The sequence below is a fragment of the Gaetbulibacter jejuensis genome (assembly GCF_039524015.1).
GTDB classification, from domain to species: domain Bacteria; phylum Bacteroidota; class Bacteroidia; order Flavobacteriales; family Flavobacteriaceae; genus Gaetbulibacter_B; species Gaetbulibacter_B jejuensis.
Genome location: NZ_BAAAGF010000003.1, coordinates 107,575 through 127,348, shown reverse-complemented (window position 1 = coordinate 127,348; position 19,774 = coordinate 107,575). Strand labels below are relative to the sequence as shown.

17 protein-coding genes are annotated in these 19,774 nt (G+C 32.0%); 13 read left to right on the top strand and 4 right to left on the bottom strand.

Translation table 11 applies throughout. From position 1 onward, the window contains the following. The first annotated feature begins 331 nt into the window (after positions 1-331). The 11 genes from ABD011_RS10180 to ABD011_RS10130 all read left to right on the top strand — a co-directional run bounded on the left by ABD011_RS10180 (position 332) and on the right by ABD011_RS10130 (position 12,561). Positions 332-2,422 (top strand): tetratricopeptide repeat protein, encoded by a 2,091-nt coding sequence (locus tag ABD011_RS10180; protein WP_343797997.1) that lies wholly within the window; start codon positions 332-334, stop codon positions 2,420-2,422. Continuing rightward, positions 2,419-3,150, top strand: a complete 732-nt coding sequence (locus ABD011_RS10175) for a LytR/AlgR family response regulator transcription factor (protein WP_343797995.1) — start codon at positions 2,419-2,421, stop codon at positions 3,148-3,150. Before ABD011_RS10180 ends, ABD011_RS10175 begins: the two co-directional genes overlap by 4 nt. Before the next feature lie 135 nt (positions 3,151-3,285). Further along, positions 3,286-3,870, top strand: a complete 585-nt coding sequence (locus tag ABD011_RS10170) for a hypothetical protein (protein WP_131506693.1) — start codon at positions 3,286-3,288, stop codon at positions 3,868-3,870. Between the two features lie 32 nt (positions 3,871-3,902). Beyond that, complete coding sequence (locus tag ABD011_RS10165; protein WP_343797993.1) at positions 3,903-5,666, top strand: leucine-rich repeat domain-containing protein; 1,764 nt, start codon at positions 3,903-3,905, stop codon at positions 5,664-5,666. A gap of 8 nt (positions 5,667-5,674) precedes the next feature. Next, the gene (locus tag ABD011_RS10160; RefSeq protein ID WP_343797991.1) at positions 5,675-6,457 is read left to right on the top strand and encodes a T9SS type A sorting domain-containing protein; all 783 of its coding nucleotides are present in this window, start codon (positions 5,675-5,677) and stop codon (positions 6,455-6,457) included. Positions 6,458-6,496: 39 nt separating this feature from the next. Further along, on the top strand, positions 6,497-7,138 hold the full coding sequence (locus tag ABD011_RS10155; protein WP_343797989.1) for a hypothetical protein: 642 nt from the start codon (positions 6,497-6,499) through the stop codon (positions 7,136-7,138). Between the two features lie 16 nt (positions 7,139-7,154). Further along, positions 7,155-7,607, top strand: a complete 453-nt coding sequence (locus ABD011_RS10150; RefSeq protein ID WP_343797987.1) for a hypothetical protein — start codon at positions 7,155-7,157, stop codon at positions 7,605-7,607. 269 nt (positions 7,608-7,876) lie between these two features. Next, complete coding sequence (locus tag ABD011_RS10145) at positions 7,877-9,142, top strand: PA3715 family protein (RefSeq protein WP_343797985.1); 1,266 nt, start codon at positions 7,877-7,879, stop codon at positions 9,140-9,142. Positions 9,143-9,211: 69 nt separating this feature from the next. Continuing rightward, positions 9,212-10,534 carry a gliding motility protein GldB-related protein gene (locus ABD011_RS10140; RefSeq protein ID WP_343797983.1) on the top strand — a complete coding sequence of 441 codons (1,323 nt, stop codon included), beginning with the start codon at positions 9,212-9,214 and terminating at the stop codon, positions 10,532-10,534. 3 nt (positions 10,535-10,537) lie between these two features. Then, a complete protein-coding gene (locus tag ABD011_RS10135) occupies positions 10,538-11,788 on the top strand; it encodes an erythromycin esterase family protein (protein ID WP_343797981.1) in 1,251 nt (416 codons plus the stop codon). A 23-nt stretch (positions 11,789-11,811) separates the two neighbouring features. Continuing rightward, positions 11,812-12,561, top strand: coding sequence for a hypothetical protein (locus ABD011_RS10130; protein WP_343797979.1), 750 nt, complete (start codon positions 11,812-11,814; stop codon positions 12,559-12,561). Positions 12,562-12,570: 9 nt separating this feature from the next. Here the strand turns inward: ABD011_RS10130 and ABD011_RS10125 are convergent, their stop codons facing one another. The 4 genes from ABD011_RS10125 to ABD011_RS10110 are packed head-to-tail and all read right to left on the bottom strand — an operon-like array spanning position 12,571 to position 17,661. Continuing rightward, entirely contained in the window at positions 12,571-13,962 is a 1,392-nt protein-coding gene (locus ABD011_RS10125; RefSeq protein ID WP_343797977.1) for a TolC family protein, read from the bottom strand. A 17-nt stretch (positions 13,963-13,979) separates the two neighbouring features. Continuing rightward, positions 13,980-15,320, bottom strand: a complete 1,341-nt coding sequence (locus ABD011_RS10120) for an HlyD family secretion protein (protein ID WP_134198954.1) — start codon at positions 15,318-15,320, stop codon at positions 13,980-13,982. A 3-nt stretch (positions 15,321-15,323) separates the two neighbouring features. Continuing rightward, positions 15,324-16,991 carry a peptidase domain-containing ABC transporter gene (locus ABD011_RS10115; protein ID WP_343797974.1) on the bottom strand — a complete coding sequence of 556 codons (1,668 nt, stop codon included), beginning with the start codon at positions 16,989-16,991 and terminating at the stop codon, positions 15,324-15,326. Then, a complete protein-coding gene (locus ABD011_RS10110; protein WP_343797972.1) occupies positions 16,981-17,661 on the bottom strand; it encodes a TetR/AcrR family transcriptional regulator in 681 nt (226 codons plus the stop codon). The genes ABD011_RS10115 and ABD011_RS10110 overlap by 11 nt, the downstream gene beginning before the upstream one ends. A 289-nt stretch (positions 17,662-17,950) precedes the next feature. On the opposite strand from ABD011_RS10110, the gene ABD011_RS10105 reads away from it, so the two are divergent. Both ABD011_RS10105 and ABD011_RS10100 read left to right on the top strand, forming a co-directional pair. Then, positions 17,951-19,036 (top strand): sensor histidine kinase, encoded by a 1,086-nt coding sequence (locus tag ABD011_RS10105; protein WP_343797970.1) that lies wholly within the window; start codon positions 17,951-17,953, stop codon positions 19,034-19,036. Next, the gene (locus ABD011_RS10100; protein WP_343797968.1) at positions 19,023-19,745 is read left to right on the top strand and encodes a LytR/AlgR family response regulator transcription factor; all 723 of its coding nucleotides are present in this window, start codon (positions 19,023-19,025) and stop codon (positions 19,743-19,745) included. Before ABD011_RS10105 ends, ABD011_RS10100 begins: the two co-directional genes overlap by 14 nt. Positions 19,746-19,774: the final 29 nt, after the last annotated feature.

The window sequence follows — 19,774 nt, the reverse complement described above, 5'->3', positions numbered from 1 at the left end:
TTAAGTAAATTGGTTTAATCGGCTTAACAAATATGTATTAATCCTCAACATATATGTCTTGAAAACCTTCTAAAATGGATTCTCTATATACTTTAGTACATTTTATAGTGTTATTTTGATTATTTATTTAAATTTTAAAGTCTATATTAAAACTTTATACTTAAAAACCATTAATTTTCTATTTTGTTTTTGTACGGAAAATTTTACAGAATATCTATCTAATCTACTTATGAAAAGAATCCATTTGTCTTGTTTTGTTTTAGTCTGCATTTTATTTCAATCAATTTCAATCTACTCCCAAAATAGGGCAATAGATAGCTTGGAAAATGTATTGAAAACTTATCAAAAGCAAGACACGATTCGAGTTAATACACTCAATTACTTGGCGTTTTATAATTATAGAAACAACCCACCTCAAGCTATAGCATATAATGATGAAGCATTAAATCTAGCCAAAGCATTAAACGCTACCAAGTTTATAGCCCACAGCTACTACATAAGAGCCGTTGTTTACACAGAGCAGGTCAATTTTGAAGTTGCCATAAAGAATTACAACAAAGCCCTAGAAGTTTACAACTCCATAAATGATTTAAATGGTTTGAAAAAATGCAACAATGGTTTAGGCGTTTTGCATCAATATAGAGGTAATTATGATTTGGCCTTAAAACATTTCAAAGAAACCTTAAGCATTTCAGAGCAGTTAGGAGATAATTCCAATAAACATAGTTATTTATATAATATTGGAAATGTCTATTCAGAGACTGGTGAGTATCAAAAAGCTCTTGAAAATTTTAAACTAGCCTTAGAGAATAATATAAAAAACAGAGATTCATTGGGTATGTTGAACTGTTACAATTCGATTGCGAATGTGTATTACCAGCAAAGCAATTATCCATTAGCTTTAAATTATCACAATCAATCTTTAGACATAGCTCAAAAAAGTAAAGACTCTATTGGTATATTTCAATCCTTGATTAATTTAGGGAATTTGTACCGATTTCAAGGCTTAAATGATAAGGCATTAAGCTATTATAACAAAGCGCATGCCATAGATAATGCTAAATACAATGTAAAAAACATAACAGCCTTAAAAAATAATATTGCGGGTATTTATTATGATAATGATGAGTTGGACAAAGCCATAACATATTTTAAGGAATCTATAGTGTTGAGTAAAGAAATTGATGATAAAGTAAATTTAGCTACAGCACTTAATGGTTTGGGGTTTGCCTATTTTCAAAAGAAAGATTATGCTACAGCTTTGAGCTATTTTGATCAAGCCTTAAACATAAATTTGAAAATTAACCAATCGTACGATATGATGGATTCCTATCATGGTTTAGCTGACACCTATTATCGTTTGAAAACATATGATCTGGCGTTGGAGAATGCTCAAAGATTAGCAGATTCATCGGAGAAGCATGGTCTTTTAAGGCATAAAAAAAATGCCTATGGTTTGCTTTCTGATATTTATGGGAAAACCCGAAATTATAAAAAAGCATTTGAAAGTCATCAGCAATACAAAATATTAAATGACAGTATTTTCAATGAAGATAATATTGAAAAGATGACGCAATTAGAGTACGAATACAAATACAAACAAGCACTAGACTCTGCAAGTATAAGAGAGCTTAAACTAACTAAAACAGTACAAGCTACGTCTCAAGATTTACAAAAGTCAAAGCGTAATTATTTATGGGCAATTATTTGTGTGTTATTGGTGTCAATTATCCTTGGTTCTATAATTTTTAGTCAAAGATTAAAAAACGAAAAGTCAAAAACCCAAAACGTGGTTATGGAGCAAAAACTATTACGCTCGCAAATGACGCCTCATTTTATATTCAATTCGTTGTCAGTACTACAAGGAATGATTTTAAACAAAGAAGAAAAGAAATCTATTCAGTATCTATCTAAGTTTTCAAAGTTACTACGTATAACCTTAGAAAATTCAAGAGATAAAATGGTATCGCTTTCGCAAGAATTATTGGCAATTCAAAATTATCTTACACTTCAAAATTTAGAGAATGACACTTTTAATTGCACTATTTTGGTAGATGAAGCTATAGATGTTACATTGTTTGAAGTTCCACCAATGCTCATTCAACCTTTTGTGGAAAATGCTATTGAACACGCGTTTAAAGACCAAACAGATAACAAGCGTATAGATATAAAACTTGCATACACTAACAAAAAACTGTTATGTACCATTGCTGATAATGGTATTGGTATTGATAGTGTTAAAAAATCTGAGAACAAAAATAAAAGTTCATTAGCGACAGTTATTACTGCCGAACGTCTTGCAGTATTATCAAAAGATTATAATATGGAAGGGTCGGTAACTATTGAAGATCGAAAAAAGTTTGATGAGCAAGGAACTTTAGTTACTTTAGTAATTCCTCATAAAATCATTGCTATTTCATGAAAACACTATTAGTTGAAGATAAAGCGTACATACGAAAAGGGTTATTAAATCTTCTGCAACTTATTGATACTAATGTGAATGTATTGGGTGAGTGCGAATCGGTTAAAGAAGCAGTTGTAGTAGCCAATGCCTGTAAACCAGATTTAATTTTCCTAGATATTAATCTTACTGATGGAACTGCTTTTGATTTTCTAGATCAAACAGAACACCTCAACTTCAAAATAATATTTATTACTGCTTATGAAGAATATGCGCTACGAGCTTTAAAAATAGGAGCTGTAGACTATATTCTTAAACCTGTAGATATATCAGACCTTGAAGTTGCTTTAAAAAAAGTGACCAACTTAACTGTAGCTGAGCAAAAACAACAAATTAAAACTGTTAAGTCTGTTTGGAATAATGAAGATTCTAAAATTATTTTGTCGCTTCATGACAGTTTTCAGGTTATAGACTTAAAAGAACTTATGTATTGCGAATCTGATAAAGGTTACACGTCTTTTTATTGTAGTGATGGTAAAAAACATGTAGTTTCAAAAACACTCAAGGCCTTTGAGGACCAGCTTAGTGCTGCAAACTTTACACGTCCTCATCAATCGTATATGGTGAATCTTCAGTTTATTGATAAATATGATAAATCTGGTATCATTTATTTAAAAAACGGTAAAAAAATACCAGTATCTTCTCGAAAGAAAGACCAATTTGTAGCTGCGTTCTTAAACAAGAATTAGAAAATCTAGCACATTCTGTTTTTCAAATATGTTTTGAAGTACCACGCTTATGGATTCATAAATAGTAGAAATCCATTTCCTATTTCATAGACAATCATCGTAACATACATTTATACTACCTAAAACTATAAGTGTATGAAAAACAAGATTTCAAAATTAAACAAGCAGGTTGTAATCGTATGTATTACAACACTACTTTTTATGGCATGTAGCGATAATTTAAGTCAACAGCCTACAACTGCAAAAGGCTTTAGTGCTATAGAGCAGGAGCTAAAAAGCAAATTTGGTGAAGATGCATACTATACCAACTTAAGTGTTATTCACAATGAAACAATTGGTAATACTATTAATGTAACTGTTGCACAAGATCCAGAATCCATGAAAATGGAAGAGTGGAATGTGGTGCAAAACAACTGGAAACAAAGTTCTGATATTGTAATTGAAGTGCCTCAAGGCACAAAAGCTACCGATTATATGTATCAACTAGGGGACAATATAAACCTAACAAAATTGGGTGGTTTGGTAGAAACGTCTACACAAAAACTAAAGGATATGAAAAACCTTAAAAACCCAAAATTAAGCATTGCGTCTATAAAATTTCCTAAAAATGGTGATGTCTCTAAAGCAGAGTATCTGGTAACGCTAGAGCCTGAACATGGAGGAACAGCATTTAGCTTTTTCTACACTTTAGATGGCAACCTAATTAAAATGGATTACTAAAAAAAATAGTTATTAATTATAAACCTTAAATCATGAAAAAACAATTACTTATTTTAATAGCAACTCTATTGTTTTCAATAAGTTACGCTCAGACAGTTGGAGATACTTTTATAGACAATTTTATAACCTATGAAATTACCTCACTTTCACCTAACAATGTTGAAACTGTAGATTATGATACAAATGGAGGTGCAGTAGTTACTATTCCTGATACTGTCACTTATAATAACATTGTATTTGATGTAACAAGTGTAGGTTCAGCATGTTTTTTTGATAAGCAGTTAACTAGTATTATCATTGGGAATAATATTATTAGCTGTGGTCAATCAGCTTTTAGACAAAATCAATTAGTCAATGTTGTGATTCCCGATAATGTCTTAAATATTGGGAACTATTCATTTTTAAATAATCAGTTAACTAATATAGACTTTGGAAGTGGTTTAACAAGTATTCCCGAACAATCTTTTCAAAATAATCAATTTACAAGTCTTAATATTCCAGATAATATTACAGCGATTGGTTGGAGAGCATTTGAAAGTAATAATCAGCTAACCTGTATAACAGTAGAAGCTACAGTACCACCTACAATAATTACAGGTACAGGCGACTCTTTTAACACTCGTAGCAACATAGACTTAACCATACCAACAGGAACAGCAAATGATTATGCAGCTGCAACATGGACAGGTTTTAATAGTGTAGCGGAAGGAATAACAGGAAATTTTACTGTAAACCATATTACATATGCAATAACTTCTTCAACAAATAATACTGTAAAAACTACCGATTATAATACTACAGGTGGTACTGTGGTTAATATACCTGCTACGGTTACTAGAGGTTGTGAAACCTACACTGTTACTGAAATAGGTAACAATTCTTTTCTTCAAAATCAATTAACAAGCGTAACCATTCCAGATACAGTTATTTCTATAGGTGAAGGAGCTTTTAATAACAATAGCATTAGTTCATTAACACTAGGAAGTAATGTTGAGATTATTGGTAATTGGGCTTTTAGGCACAATAGTTTAACGAGTCTTACTATTCCTAACAGTGTGACAAGTATTAGTATTTATGCTTTTGGTAATAATAACATCACAAATTTAAGTTTAGGTAGTAGTATTGAAATTATAGGTGATTCAGCTTTTTCCGAGAATGATATACTAAGTCTTACTATTCCAGATAGTGTAATTTCTATAGGAGACAATGCTTTTATATACAGTGATAATATGACCAGTTTAGTTATTGGAAATAATGTTACAAGTATAGGTGATTTTGCTTTTGCAATGAATCCTTCATTGTCAATACTCACAAATGTTACAATACCTGCAAGTGTTACTGCAATTGGAGAGTATGCTTTTGGGATTTCTTCATTAACCGATGTAACAGTACTTGCTACAATACCTCCAACAATTACTACTGGTGGTACTTATGATACATTTGCAACGTACCGTAGTAATATCCATCTACATATACCTCCTGGTACTATGGGAGCGTATGTGACTGATCCAGGAGCATTGTGGACAGGTTTTAATCCAGTAACCGAAGACGCTTTAAGTGTTGATGAGTTTCAACTACAACATGTTGTGAAAATCATAACAAACCCTGAAAGCTTAACTATAACTTCAACTAATAGCCTACAGTTGAATAGTTATACACTATATACTATTACTGGAGCAAAAATACATACTGGTGCAAGTACCGAAATTTCAACGAGTACAATGTCAAAAGGTATTTACATCCTTGCATTAGATTTTGATCAAGGAATGCTGATTAAAAAAGTAATGATTAATTAATCGGCGTTATGAAAGCAATAGTAACATTGTTATGTGTATTCTTAGGGTCTACAATAAGTTGGGCACAAGTCATTACTTTTGATGACCAAGGTAGTGTTGATGGTCAAGCTTTGGGAAACCCATACATGATAGCAAATAACGGAGAAACATTTGTGTTTACTGTTAGTGGAGTAACTGGAGGACCAACAACTCATAGGTATAGAACTACAGATTCTTTTGGTTGTGGTAATACAGGTTTAAGTCACTTGAGTTCAGGAACATTTCCTGCTACAACTTGGACTATAGAGACTCAAAGTGGAAATGAAGTTGATTTTGGAACTATACAATTTGATAACTTTTTTCAATGTTATGTTTTCGCTTACGAATTGACAATTGAGGGTTTTAAAAACAATGTATCAACAGGCTCTCAAACATTCTCGGTTGGAGGAATGAATTCAATTTTTACTCCCAATGCTGCTTTTGATGATGTAGATAAAATAGTAATTACTTGTGCCGATTTGGGTAACTTAGGTATTGACAATATTAACTGGTCATCCTCAACGTTACATAATCAGTCTTATTTATTGTCTGATAGTGTGCAATTACGTTACAGTAAAAACTCAAACACTATTGAGATAAATACTCTCAATTCTGGCGCGCACTTGTATAAATATACTATGTATGATATATCTGGTAATCAAGTAAAAGAAGGAAATGAGTCTAAGATAGAAACGTTTCAGTTGTCTAAAGGGATTTATTTTGTAAAACTAGATTTTAATATAGGAACTGTCCTAAAGAAACTAACGTTCTAACAAAAATTATAACGAAATGTTTAATTAAAATAAAATGCTATGAAAAGAAAAATGTTAATTCTGTGTGTGCTTATTCTGGGTTACGCTTGTAGTTCAGATGACAACACAAACCCAAATGAACAACCAGACAATTTTTATGCCTTAACGGTAGGGAATACTTGGGAGTATGTCTATTACCTCAAAGATAACGACACAAACACCTTTTTGCCCACAACAATAATCGAAACGGTTAATATTACTGAGACTGTAGAAATTGATAATAATACCTACTTTAATTTTAAGCATGTGGTAACAGGTAATGATGGAACTTACCCTTACTTTCCTGATAATGGCGAAAGAAACTACACGTTAAGAGACTCTCTGGGATTTCTAATAGACGAGGTTGGACTTATCAAATACAACAATAGCGATTATAATGAGTATTTCATGTTCAATTTAGATTTTGATTATTCGTATCATTTGGCGCTATCTAATGTCATGGATAACATCACAACCAACGCAGGCAGTTTTACCTGCTATGATAATCATTACTATTTTAAAGATTTCAATGGTAATATCGCTAATGCATTAGATCATATCTATAGAGAAGATGGGATAGGAGAGGTGTTAAGTACTATGTCTTTTGTAACCCAATCTGAACACTTCATTGAAAAGCGCTTGGAGTCTTATGTCATTCAATAACCGAAAACCTTATATTATGAAAACTAAATTCTTAAACCAAAAAATAGCTATTTTAAGTCTATTGATGCTGTGTTCATGTGCTCCAGAAGATGTTAGCAATGAATACAATACCAATACGCAACAAAATAGCCAATCAGAACAAAGAACTAGACAAGGCAATCCAAAAGCGGCACCATTTGCAGTAGCCTCAATTACAGGCTGTGGCTATGGCTTTAAAGTAGATATGACGCTTTTTGCTTTACCATCAAATCAACAATTTTATTATCAGGTATGGGATGCATCAGGAACAATTTTAATTGATGAAGATACTGTCTCTCAAGGCATGAATACAAATTGGATTTTATCTCCCTGTACAGATTACCAATTTAAATTTTGGGGATGGCCATGGGCAGGACCTCTTACAGGGCAAGCACCTTCTCAAATTTTAACAGGAACTACCGATGGCTGTGGGAATGTTTTTATTTGTTAATTAAATTACCTAGTAAAAAACTGCATATTTAAACATGGTTAAACTATTAGAAGAATATAAATTAGAATTGTTTTTACTAATATTCTACACTGCTATTATTTTATGGATTGTGTTGTAGTGCTTTAGTTTGTTGCAAGATTGAGCAGTAATATTTGGGTTAATTACTGCTCATTTCTTTTTTATAATCGCATTGAATTACTATAAATGATACCTTAAAGCTTACTTTTAGCGTTAATAGAATAACTTTAAGGGATTTAACATTGCAAATTATGAAAATCGTTTACGTTTTATTTCTGTGCCTATTAAGCTCTTGTGCTCAAAACATAAAAGAACCAAAAGCAAAAACAACAGAAGAGACTGCATTATCTCAGGAGGAAATTATAAATTCTGTTGTTAAAACACTTCATTTAGATCGAGACGAAATCAAATTAGGAACTATTGTATCTAAAGTATTCCCAAGTAATTCAGATGAAATAATTATAATTATTCCTGAAATAGTAAATGAAGAAGAAGATATTTATGAGCTCAACAGTCATATTGTTATAGCTAATACTACTACGGAAAACATCAAACACAAGTATTTTGAAAGTTCTAAAACCAACGGTTGGATTTCCGATGCAGTATTTATTGAAGACATTGCGATAGAAGATTCAGAATATAAACTTAACGATTCCGTTACTGCCTTTGGAATCATGGTCAAGTTTAGAAATAATTCTCAACCTAATCCTTACAGTACCTCAATAGTATCTTTATACGCTAAGAAAAATCATACTCTGCAAAAGCTATTAGACAATTTTACAACTTACGAAAGTTCAGGAGAGGTAAATGTCAATTTTAGTGACTGTTATGCTGATATAGTTAAAGAAAAAAATGAACTATCCATAAGCGATGTAACAACAAATGGGTATTACAATATAACTGTCTTACAAACCATAACACAAATTAATTATGCCAAGGATGAAAACGAGGAGTGTAATCCAATCGAGAAAAGAAAAAGTGAACAGCAGTATGTTTTAAAATTTAATAATGAATCATATGAAGCTATAAAAGTCATTGCAGAAGAAAACACAGTAAACTTTGATACACTAATTACCAATACTAAAACCAGAACGCTACCAATAACAGATAGCACAAATTTTGATGATTTTATTGATGAAGATGATTATAAAGTAATTGATGTAAAAGGTTTTAAATTAATAGATGTTTATCCAAACTTTTACAAAGAAGGTTATAATTTCAATGCGATAGCCTCATACAAAATTGAAATGTCTAATAACTTTCATACAGCTGTAATAACAGTTCGTAAAGGCAATAATGAAATGGAGTCTGTATTGATTAACTATAATCTTAATGGCGATGTTATCGACTATGAAGTTGTAGCTTATGATGAAACTGCTGAAGGAATTGCAAGAATAACCTCAAAAATTGAAAACCATACTATTGAAAGAACATATACCTTATGGCTCGAAGAGAAAGAAGTGTCTATAGAGCGTTTTGAAATTGATGAAGAAGGGAATATTAAACCAGAGAAATAATTCACAATATCATAAAATTAGGTTTTATGAGTTGTTATTCTAAAAGCTTGTTAATCATAAAGAAATAAAATGAAGCATCAATCAATTCTATTATTCTTTTTAGTATTTATTGCAATAGCTTGTAAAAATCCTGAAAAAGAAAATCCGCAAAGCAACAACGTCATTACTTCTGATGTTATAAACTTTTGGAATGCCTATGATCATATCGTCGCAACTCAAGATTCAGTATTACAATATAACTATTTAGATAGCTTATATTTCAAGAAAGGAACTGTAGGGTTAGAAGGTGTTAGACAAGTAAGAAATTATACAGCACAAGATTATATTGAGGCTATCAACAACTATCCTAAATTTTGGAATTCAATAAGAGAGAACACATTAGAGGCTCCTAAAGTCAGTTCAAAATTACAAGTTGGAATTGAAAAACTAAAAACATTATATCCAGAACTAAAACCAGCCAAAATATATTTTACAATTGGAACTTTCCGTACACCAGGAACTACAATAGACAGTTTGGTGCTTATTGGTGCAGAACTAGCAATGAGTAATCCTAAAACAGATACAAGCGAGTTTCCTGAAAACATATCACATTTAAAAACCTATTTCGCTACCAATCCCAATAAAAACTTGGTGTTTTTAAACATCCACGAGTTTGTACATACCCAACAAAAACCGAGAGTTAATAATTTATTATCTTCAGTGATTTATGAAGGTGTTGCAGAGTTTGTAACAGTACAAGCACTCAATCAGCCATCACCAAATCCGCAAATAGAATTCGGAAAAAACAACGCAGAACGTATTAGAGAAGTGTTTGAAGACGAAATGTTTTATGTCGCTAACTTTGGCAAATGGTTAAATAGTAATGAGGCTAACGAATTTGGTATGCGAGATTTAGGCTATTATGTAGGGTATCAAATTTGTGAGAACTATTACAATCAAGCAAAAGATAAGCAAGCTGCTATAAAGTCTATGATTGAATTAGATTATGAAAACGAATCTATAATTGAAACATTCGTCCAAAAAGCAAATTATTTTTCAACGTCTCTAAATGAATTGGAGCAAAGCTTTGAAAGCAAAAGACCAACCGTTATAGGTATTGAACAATTTGAAAATAAAAGTCAAAATGTAAACCCAAGTACAAAAGCCATAACTATAAAATTTTCTGAAGCTTTAAATGGCTATCATACAAGTGTGGATTTGGGTAACTTAGGAAGAGAAGCATTCCCAAAAGGAACTTTAAATGGAAGAACATGGGCTGAAGACAACAGGTCTTGGACAATTCCTGTGGAGTTAGAACCTAACAAAACCTATCAAATTTTTATAACAAATAATTTTAGGACTCCAGACAACAGACCGTTAAAGCCTTATTTAATAGAGTTTAAAACAAGATAAACTATGAAAAACTACATTTTTCTGCTTGCTTTTGTGCTGGCAACAAAAATAAGTCTTGCACAATGCCATACCGAATTGGAACAATACACCACAGGCTTTAAGTCTGTTCAAGCTAGTGAGTTTTCATTTCTAGACAATGTACTCAACGATATAAGAATTGTGGGTTATGGTGAAGATACTCATGGAACAGCTGAGTTCACCTTACTAGCTCAAGAGTTAATGAAATACCTTTCTGAACAACACGATTTTAAAATACTGATTATCGAAACCGGTTTTGGTGAAGGCTTGTATCTCAATGATTATGTACAAGGAAAAAGAGACGATTTAAAAACTATCCTAAATCAGTACAATTCATCTTGGAGGTATAGAACCAAAGAGTTTTATCAGTTAATGGATTGGATGCGAACCTACAATCAAAATAATGAAGATAAATTGTATCTATACGGTTGTGAGATGCAGTACGTAGCTTCAGAAGTGAATAAAATTAAAGAATACCTTTTAAAAGTAGGTTCTGATTATAAAGTAGAAGGGTTTGAAAAACACCTTTGGCAAGCGTTTAATGAACAGGAAAAAACAATGTATTTCATGGCGTATGCAAATTTAAAACAACACTTTGTTGAAAACAATGAGAACTTTAAAAGCAAGTCTTCAGAAGAAGAATTCAACTTAAACTTTCATCTAGTGGAAATACTTGGTCAGTTTGCCACTACCATCAATCAAAATAACGAACAGAGAAAATCCGATTTTAGAGATATTTACATGGGTGAAAACATACTGTGGATTATGAATTATTATAACCATAATAAAAAAGCAATGTATTGGGCACATAATGCGCATGTAGGTGATTGGGTAGATAATGGTATTGTAGATGTTACAGGTCACCAGTTAAGAAAACTGTATGGCGATTATTACTTTAACATAGCTACCGATTTTGGTGTAGGTACTTTTATAGCATATCCTAATGATGCCAATAAAACAAACGATTGGCGTTTTAAAACAATTACAATTGATAAAGTAGTTGAAGATACATTTACACAATGTCTAAAAAACTTTGGAACCCCTAACACTTTCCTAAACTTTAGAGCAGCAAGAGCAAACAAAGATTTAGCGTATACTCTTAATTCGCCATTGATGTCAATGAGTGGAGCAGGAGCACGTGCTAGAAGTTCTGAAACAGAATCTAAAGCATTTGGAAGCGCTTTTGATGCTATTATTTATCTTGATAAAACCAATGCTATTAATTGGGCAGATTAATCTTGCAATTAAACTCTGAATACATGAAAAATTTAGTTGTCATTCTATTTCTGTGTGTTGTTAGCTGTGATAGAAGCCATAGGTCTTCAAATTCAATAGAAAGTGATTCAACTTGGAACCAACAAAAAAGAGAACAATACCTTACCAACCGAAACGATTCAACAACATGGGATATTAAAATGCTTGAAACTGACAAGCAAATGATTGGTATTGGTGATTTTGGTCCGTTTGAGATTGGAGTTTTTCCTGTGCCAAAATATGACCTTTTAGGAAAAGACAGCTTTAAAGGATTGGGTAGTAAAGGCGAAAACTATCAAATAGGCGATAAAACGGTTATCATGAATAGTTTTTTTGTAGCTGATAACGAAATAAACAAAAAGCGACTAAAAGGTAAAAATAATGAAGTGTTTTTTCAATTGTTGGTACTAACTGATACTTTAGATACCATAAATTATAACCTGAACAAAAATATAGGTATTTCTAGAAACCATCCAGATTATGTTGCGCAGGGTTTTGTGAAAACTAAAGAAAATAGAATAGATTACGTTGCATTTGATACTGTTGAAAGCAATAGCTATGCTATTATAAACACACGATTATTTGACTTAAATTTTGGAAACACCATTCTTATAGCGCCACAAAAAGATGGTACATTGAGGTCATTACAAATTAAAAGTCCTCAATTAACTTCTGAAACTGTAGACGAATATACTAATGTACTTTTGCAAGAAGAGCGCGTAAAAATATTCTTTACTAATACAAGCAATATTTAAGACTTGGTATTAAAACAGTGTATTGATAGTTCTTGATAAATTAGACTTACTACTTAGTAACTGGTATTCGGCATCAATTCGTTTTAATTCATTTTCAATAAGTTTTACCTCTCTGTAATTTACCAAAAACAAAGAGCCTTCACCAATTTCAAATTTGCGTTCTTCACCTTGTATAAGGGCTTTGTAATCTTCAACCAAATCAAGTAGTATGATGTGCTGGTTGTTATAAGATTCTATTTCTTGTAAGTTGGAGTTAATCTTATTTTTTAAAGTTACTTCGGTAGTAGCAAGTTCAAAGTTAATGTCTTGTAGCTTTATTTGTGCTAGTTTTAAATCGCCTCGTTCTTTTCGCAAAAACAAAGGAAAATTAATTTGCAACCCACTTTTGTAATTAGCAGTGTTTAACGAGTTTAAATTGTCATAGTCCGTCGTTAAAAAATTATACTGTAAGTTAACAGTAGGAAGTAGATTGTTTGTTTTTAGTTTTTTATCTATAGTTAAAATATCTTTTTTTACTTGTAGTGCTTTTAGTTTTGGGTGATTAGTAATGTCAATAGCATCACTGTTTAAAAGTGAACTGTTCAAAACCTGATCAATGATGCTAATAGTGTTTAAGTCTGGTATAATGGCTTCTTCAAGCTCTAAAGGTATGTTGTTATCAATCCACAAATAGTTTGAAAGCTCAAGCTTAGATTTGATATAGCCTATTTTAGCTTTCTCTAAATCAACCATTCTGTTTTTTAAATTAATACTTGCTTCTAAGGTGTCAATAGCTGGTTTGTCTCCTGCTAGGTAACTCTTTTTTATAATATCTAATCGTGTTTTAGCATTCTGAGTGTAACCTTCATAGGTTTTTAATGATTGGTAGTTTTTAAGCCAATTGTAATAGGTTACTAAAGCATTATAAATAACATCGTTGACCAACAATTGCTGGTTGGCTTGTGCTTGCTGAGTAAACAGTTTTGCTTGCTTTAACGTTGCCATACGCTCATTCATAAACAGTCCTTTGGCTAAAGATACCGAAACACCTGTGCTGTATAAACCATCATCAGGAGTTTGTAACTCAGGATTGAGATATGTGCCATCGTTGTTTTCAAAGTTAGCTTTTAGTTCTACACCATACCATGTTGGAAGTTTAAACGTAGTGTTGAGCTTATTGTAATAAGTAGTTTCGCTAAACTTTTTTCTGTCAAAATCAACTTCAATTTTAGGGTCAAAAGCACCTCTAGACTTTAACAATTTTGCTTCACCTTCGCTAACCAGTAATTGAGTTTGCTTAACCACAGGATGGTATTTTTTTACGTATCCTAAATACTCTTCAAGGGTTAATGTAGTTAACGATTCTTGCGCAAATCCATTAAAACACATGAGTGCCAACAAATAATTTAATACTGTTTTCATATTACAATAATCTGTTTTTATTTAGTTGTGGCTTGTTCTGGTTGATAGAAGTTAGGAGGGAAGCTGTTAATTTGCCTCCATATTTCAAACCATATTGGCACATTGTCCAGTAACGCAATAGTTCGAGCTCCTGAACCTACTCTAATGTCTTTTGGCCATTCAACATCTTCTTTGTTAGGAGCAAGTAAAACACGATACATTCCATTGTTACTTATAAAGTTTTCAATCGCTATAATTTTTGCACCATAAGTACCATACGATACATTAGGCCAACCGCTAAATACAATTGCAGGCCAACCATCAAACTGTACGCGTACATCTTCGCCCACATGAATAAGTGGCAAATCTATTGGTCTTACATACATCTCAACAGCCAATTCATAATTAGAAGGCATAATGCTTACAAGTTGTTCGCCTTCTTTAAAGGTTTCACCAATACCAGATTTTATAGCTTTGTTAATGTAACCGTCTTGTGGTGCAGTTACATAAAGTAAACTGTTACGTTTGGTGTAGTTTGCCAAATCGGTTTCTAGTTTTGAAACCTGAACTTCGGTATCATAAGCGCTAGATTGTGTAGCGTATAAATCGCTTTGCGCTTTTGAAATCTTATCAGCATAAGTGGCTTGTAATGTTGAAATGTCTAACTGACTATTGATAACTTCATTCTTTGCAACTAAAAACTTATTCTCTGCTGAAACCAACTTAGCACTAGCTTCTTGCAATTTGTTTCTGGCATCTTCAACATCTTTTACAGCCTTTAAACCTTCGGTTTGTAAACTAGATGTTCGCTCAAATTGAGTGTTGGCAATAGCTGCTTTAATTTTTAAGGCTTCAAGGTCAATACTATCTGTCTTTACTTTTAAATAGGCTTGCTTTAACTTGTTTTGTGCTTGCTCAAGTTTTAAGGTACGTTCACGTTGTAATGCAGAAATTTGATTGTTTAACGCATTAATCTTGTTTTTATAAGCGTCTACTGACGATGATTTTGCGTTAAGCTGCACGTTAGTACGTTCAGCAAGTTGTGCATCAAAATACTCACTTTTTACTTCAGATATTCGCAGTATAGTATCACCTGCGGTTACAAAGTCGCCTTCTTGTACAAACCATTGTTCTATACGTCCAGGTATTTGCGATTGAATGGTTTGTGGTCGCTGGTTTGGTTTAAGTGTAGTTACATTACCTGAACTAGTAATGTTTTGTGTCCAAGGTAAAAATAATATCATAATCATTATCACAGTAAATACCATTAAAAAGCTTTTAAATCGCTTGTGGTATTCTTTATGAAAAATCTCTTGGCAAGACTTAAACTTGGTTAGGTCTACATATTCTGAAACACTATTCTTTGAAATGTTTAACATACACTAAGATTTAACGTTTATAATTTCACCTTTTTTAAGGGTAATTTGTTTGTTGCACTTTGAGCTCCAATAATCATTATTGCTAATGACTACAAGACTCCATGTTTGGCTTTCTGATATTAAAAAGTCTATAATTTGTTTAGATTCTGCTTTCTTAAATTGATCTAAAGGATCTTCTAGTATCAATACCTTAGGCTTTTTAACAATAGCTCTAGCTAGTACTATTTTCTTTGCTGTGGTATAAGCTATCTGTTTACCTTCAGGCTTTAGTATAGTATTTAATCCTTTTGGTTGCTGCTGTAAAAATTCGGTAAGACCTATTTGAGCAAAAACATCATAAATGGCATCATCACTAATAGTTGGATTTCCAAAAGTGATGTTTTCTCGAATGGTACCTTCAAAAGGTGTTTCTGTAGATAATGATAAGCCTAACTGAGCTCTATAGTTATTAATATATAAACTTTCCATAGATAGGTCATTCACATAAATATATCCTGATGTTGGCATGATAACACCTGTAATAAGTTGTAGCAAACTAGACTTACCAGCACCACTTTCGCCTTTAATGAGTATTTTGTCTTTTGGTGCGATGGTTAAATTTATATCTTTTAAAATAGGAGTGTTACGCTCTTTTACTTCGTAAAACACATTCTTAAGTTCAATATTTAAGTTGTTTCCAGACTTTACAACTTCTCCTGTTTGCGCTTCAATAGGTTTGTCTATAACTTGTCCTAGTTTTTCTATACTCGTCAAGACATCGTAAAAAGACCCAAGTCCTAATATTAATTTCTCAACTGAGTTAATCACTAGGATGATGATAATTTCGGCAGCTACAAACTGTCCTATATTCATACGTTGATCAAGTACTAAAAATCCACCAATAAGCAACAACCCAGCTGTTACAAGTACTTTAAATCCTATCATTTGTATAAACTGAAGTATCAAAATCTTAAAATGACTTTCTCTAGATTTTAGATAATCATTAACGAGTGCATCACTTTTTTGCATTGCAAGATTCGTATTCCCTGAAAGTTTAAAGCTTATTACAGCTCTCGATACTTCTTGTAACCAGTGTGCAACCCTATACTTGTGCTTAGATTCTTTTAAGCTTGTTTCCAAGCCTTTTTTGGCAGTGTACTTAAACACGATGTACACTAATAGGATGAGTAATAACCCAAATACAATAAAAAACGGATGGTAAAACGATAATAAGATAAGCGCAAAAATAATTTGCAATAATGCCGAAGGCACATCAATTAAAATTTTAGACAGTTCTTTTTGTATCGTAAGCGTATCAAAAAACCTATTGGCTAACTCTGGTAGGTAATACCTACGCAATTCGTTCATTTTTATTTTAGGAAAGCGATAACTTAACTCCAAAGAAGCTCTGGTAAATATACGTTGCTGTATGGTTTCTATAATACGCAATTGCATCAATTTTAAAATACCAGTAAAAGCAACTCCTGTAGTTACTAAAATAATCAAGACCACCCACGATGCCGAAACCTGTGCGCCTTGTAATAAGTTTATAATAACTTGTATACCTAGAGGTAATGATAAAGCAACAATACCTTCAAAAATAGCGTAATACGAAATTTGAAAGATGTCCTTTTTTTCTAACTCTAATAATCCAATAAAGCGTTGCCAAGGCGTTAAACTGTTATTTGCCATATGTTAAAGCGTTTAAAACGAGGTCAGTAAAAAATTGAGTAGGCGTGTGCTGTTTGTTAAAATTGCTAATAGTTTTAAAATGATCTTTAACAAACTGTTGGTGTAATGCGCCTTGTATTACAGTACTTGCTAAACTTAACGGATAGTCGTAGTCTGGTTGATACTCTGAAATGAGTTCAGAAAAACGTTTCACCACACGTTTATAAGGCATAAAAAACCCTTCTTTGTTATCGTCGTCAACATCTTTGGTAAGGTATGATTTTGAGTTTTCGTTAATAACGATAGTGTTTAGCAATACCTCATTAATATGCGTATAGGTATTGTCGTTTTTTGTAGTACGTGTTAAAACTTCAATCGCTTTTTTTAGCTTATCCTCAATAGAAGTAAGGCTATAGGTTTCAATAACCAATTGATACTCTAACCAGCCCCAATACCAAGAGGTTAAATACACTAACAGCTTATGCTTGCTTTCAAAATAGCGGTATATAGAGCTTTCGTTGGACTGTATAGCAGCACCTAACTTTTTAAAGTTGAAACTCTCAAATCCCATCTCATCAATTAAAATAATACTGTGAGTGAGTATTTTTTTACCTAAAGTAGAGGATTCAGGATCCTTTAAATAGGTGCCTGAAGGGACTTCAATTTTAATATTTGATAGTAAGTTATTCATAATTTACAATTATTACTTGCAAATATAACAGTATTACTATCATTTTGTTTCCCAAGTCTAGTTATTTAATTTAAATTTAACATACTACAATAAAGTAATCAAATGTCTATCTTGTCATCTTGTGCTTATGAAAAAGGGTAAACAAGTAAGAGTACAGCGCAACAATATCAATAAACGGAAAGCATGTGTTTTGAATATTTAATTTTCAATGATACGCTTAAACCTTGTAAATTACGTTCCTGTACTTTTATTTTTACTATTTAAAAGTATTTCCTTTTTTTGTTAACAAATGAGTACTAGTCATAAAGTATATAATAAGAGTAAAGCATCCCTTTATTGGACATGTCAATTGTTAGGATGGAGTATTGTTTCTATCTATTGGGCATATACTGTGTATACACGCGATAACTACGGAGCGTTTTACACCTTGTTGAATTATGTGTTAGATATTGCTATTGGTATATTTTTAACGCATTGTTACAGGCGCTTTGCTTTACATAAACAATGGAATCAACTGCCTCTTAAAAAATTACTTTATAGAGTAGTACCAAGCATTATTATATTGTCAGTATTATATGTGTTGCTAAACAATATTAAATGGTATCTTTATTGGACTGTCATTGCAGGAGAGCATAAAGAGTTTTGGACAGCTCTTGTGTATTGGGACCCGATTTTACTTACTGGTTTACGTTTGATGTCAATATGGATTTTAGCATATCACTTATACCATTATTACCAAAAAGAGGTTGCTACTGCTAGAGAAAATGCACAACTGTCTATTCTTTCAAAACAAATTCAATTAGATAATTTATCAGCTCAATTAAATCCACATTTTTTATTTAATTCATTAAACTCAATCAAGTCACTAATAGAAGAAAATCCAAGTAAAGCAAGAAGAGCTATAGACCTATTATCAGATTTGTTACGTTCATCTTTATATGAAAAGGATAAAGATTTAATTTCAATAAAGGATGAGTTAGCCTTAGTAAATGATTATATTGAATTAGAAAAGTTACGATTTGAAGAGCGTTTATCATTACATAGCACTTTAGACGATAGTTTAGAGCAAGTTAAAATACCAACATTAAGTATTCAGTTATTAATAGAAAATGCTATTAAACATGGCATAGATAAGCTAATTAAGGGAGGCGTTATTAATTTAGTGATTGTAAAAAATGAAGAACAGATTATAATTAGCGTACAAAACCCAGGTAAAATAACTTCAAAGCATTCTAAAGGTGTAGGCCTTAAAAATTTAAAAGAACGATTAGAAATTCAATATAAAACCAAAGCTTCATTTCACTTAACAGAAATTGACGCAAATACAGTAGAGGCTAAGATAATTTTACCTTTAACAACCAATGAAGACATTTAAAACCATTATAATAGACGATGAGCGTTTAGCGAGAGAAGAGTTAAAGCGTACTTTAAAGCCACACAAAGAGTTTCAGGTTGTTGGAGAGGCATCGCATGTAGATGAAGCCATCCAAATTATTGAGACTGAAGCACCAGACATTATTTTCTTAGACATTCATATGCCTGAAAAGTCTGGTTTTGATTTATTAGAAGAAATTGGAACTGTGCCAGAGGTTGTGTTTACTACAGCTTATGATCAGTATGCAGTAAAAGCCTTTGAATTGAACGCTTTAGATTATTTGGTGAAACCCTTGCGCGAAGAACGTTTTGCTAAAACTATAGAAAAGGTAAAACAAGAACTTTTTAAGAAAAGAAAGACCACTCCTGAGGTATTCCCAATGCATCGCAAAATTTTTATCAAAGATGGTGAACAGTGTCATTTTATTCCTCTGTCTGATATTCGCTACATTGAATCGCTCGAAAATTACGCACGTTTATATTTTGGAACTCAAAAAGCAATGATTAAACGTTCATTAAATCTTTTAGAAGAAAAATTAGACCCTAACGTATTTTTTAGAGCCAATAGAAGTCAAATTATTAACATACACTATATACAGGAGATTTATCCGCACTTTAATAATAGATTGCAAATTAAATTAACTTCGGGAGAAACAATCGATGTGTCTAGTCGTCAATCTGTTAAGTTTAGGAATTGGAATAGTCTTTAAATATAAATGACGCCAATTTTTGACGTTCA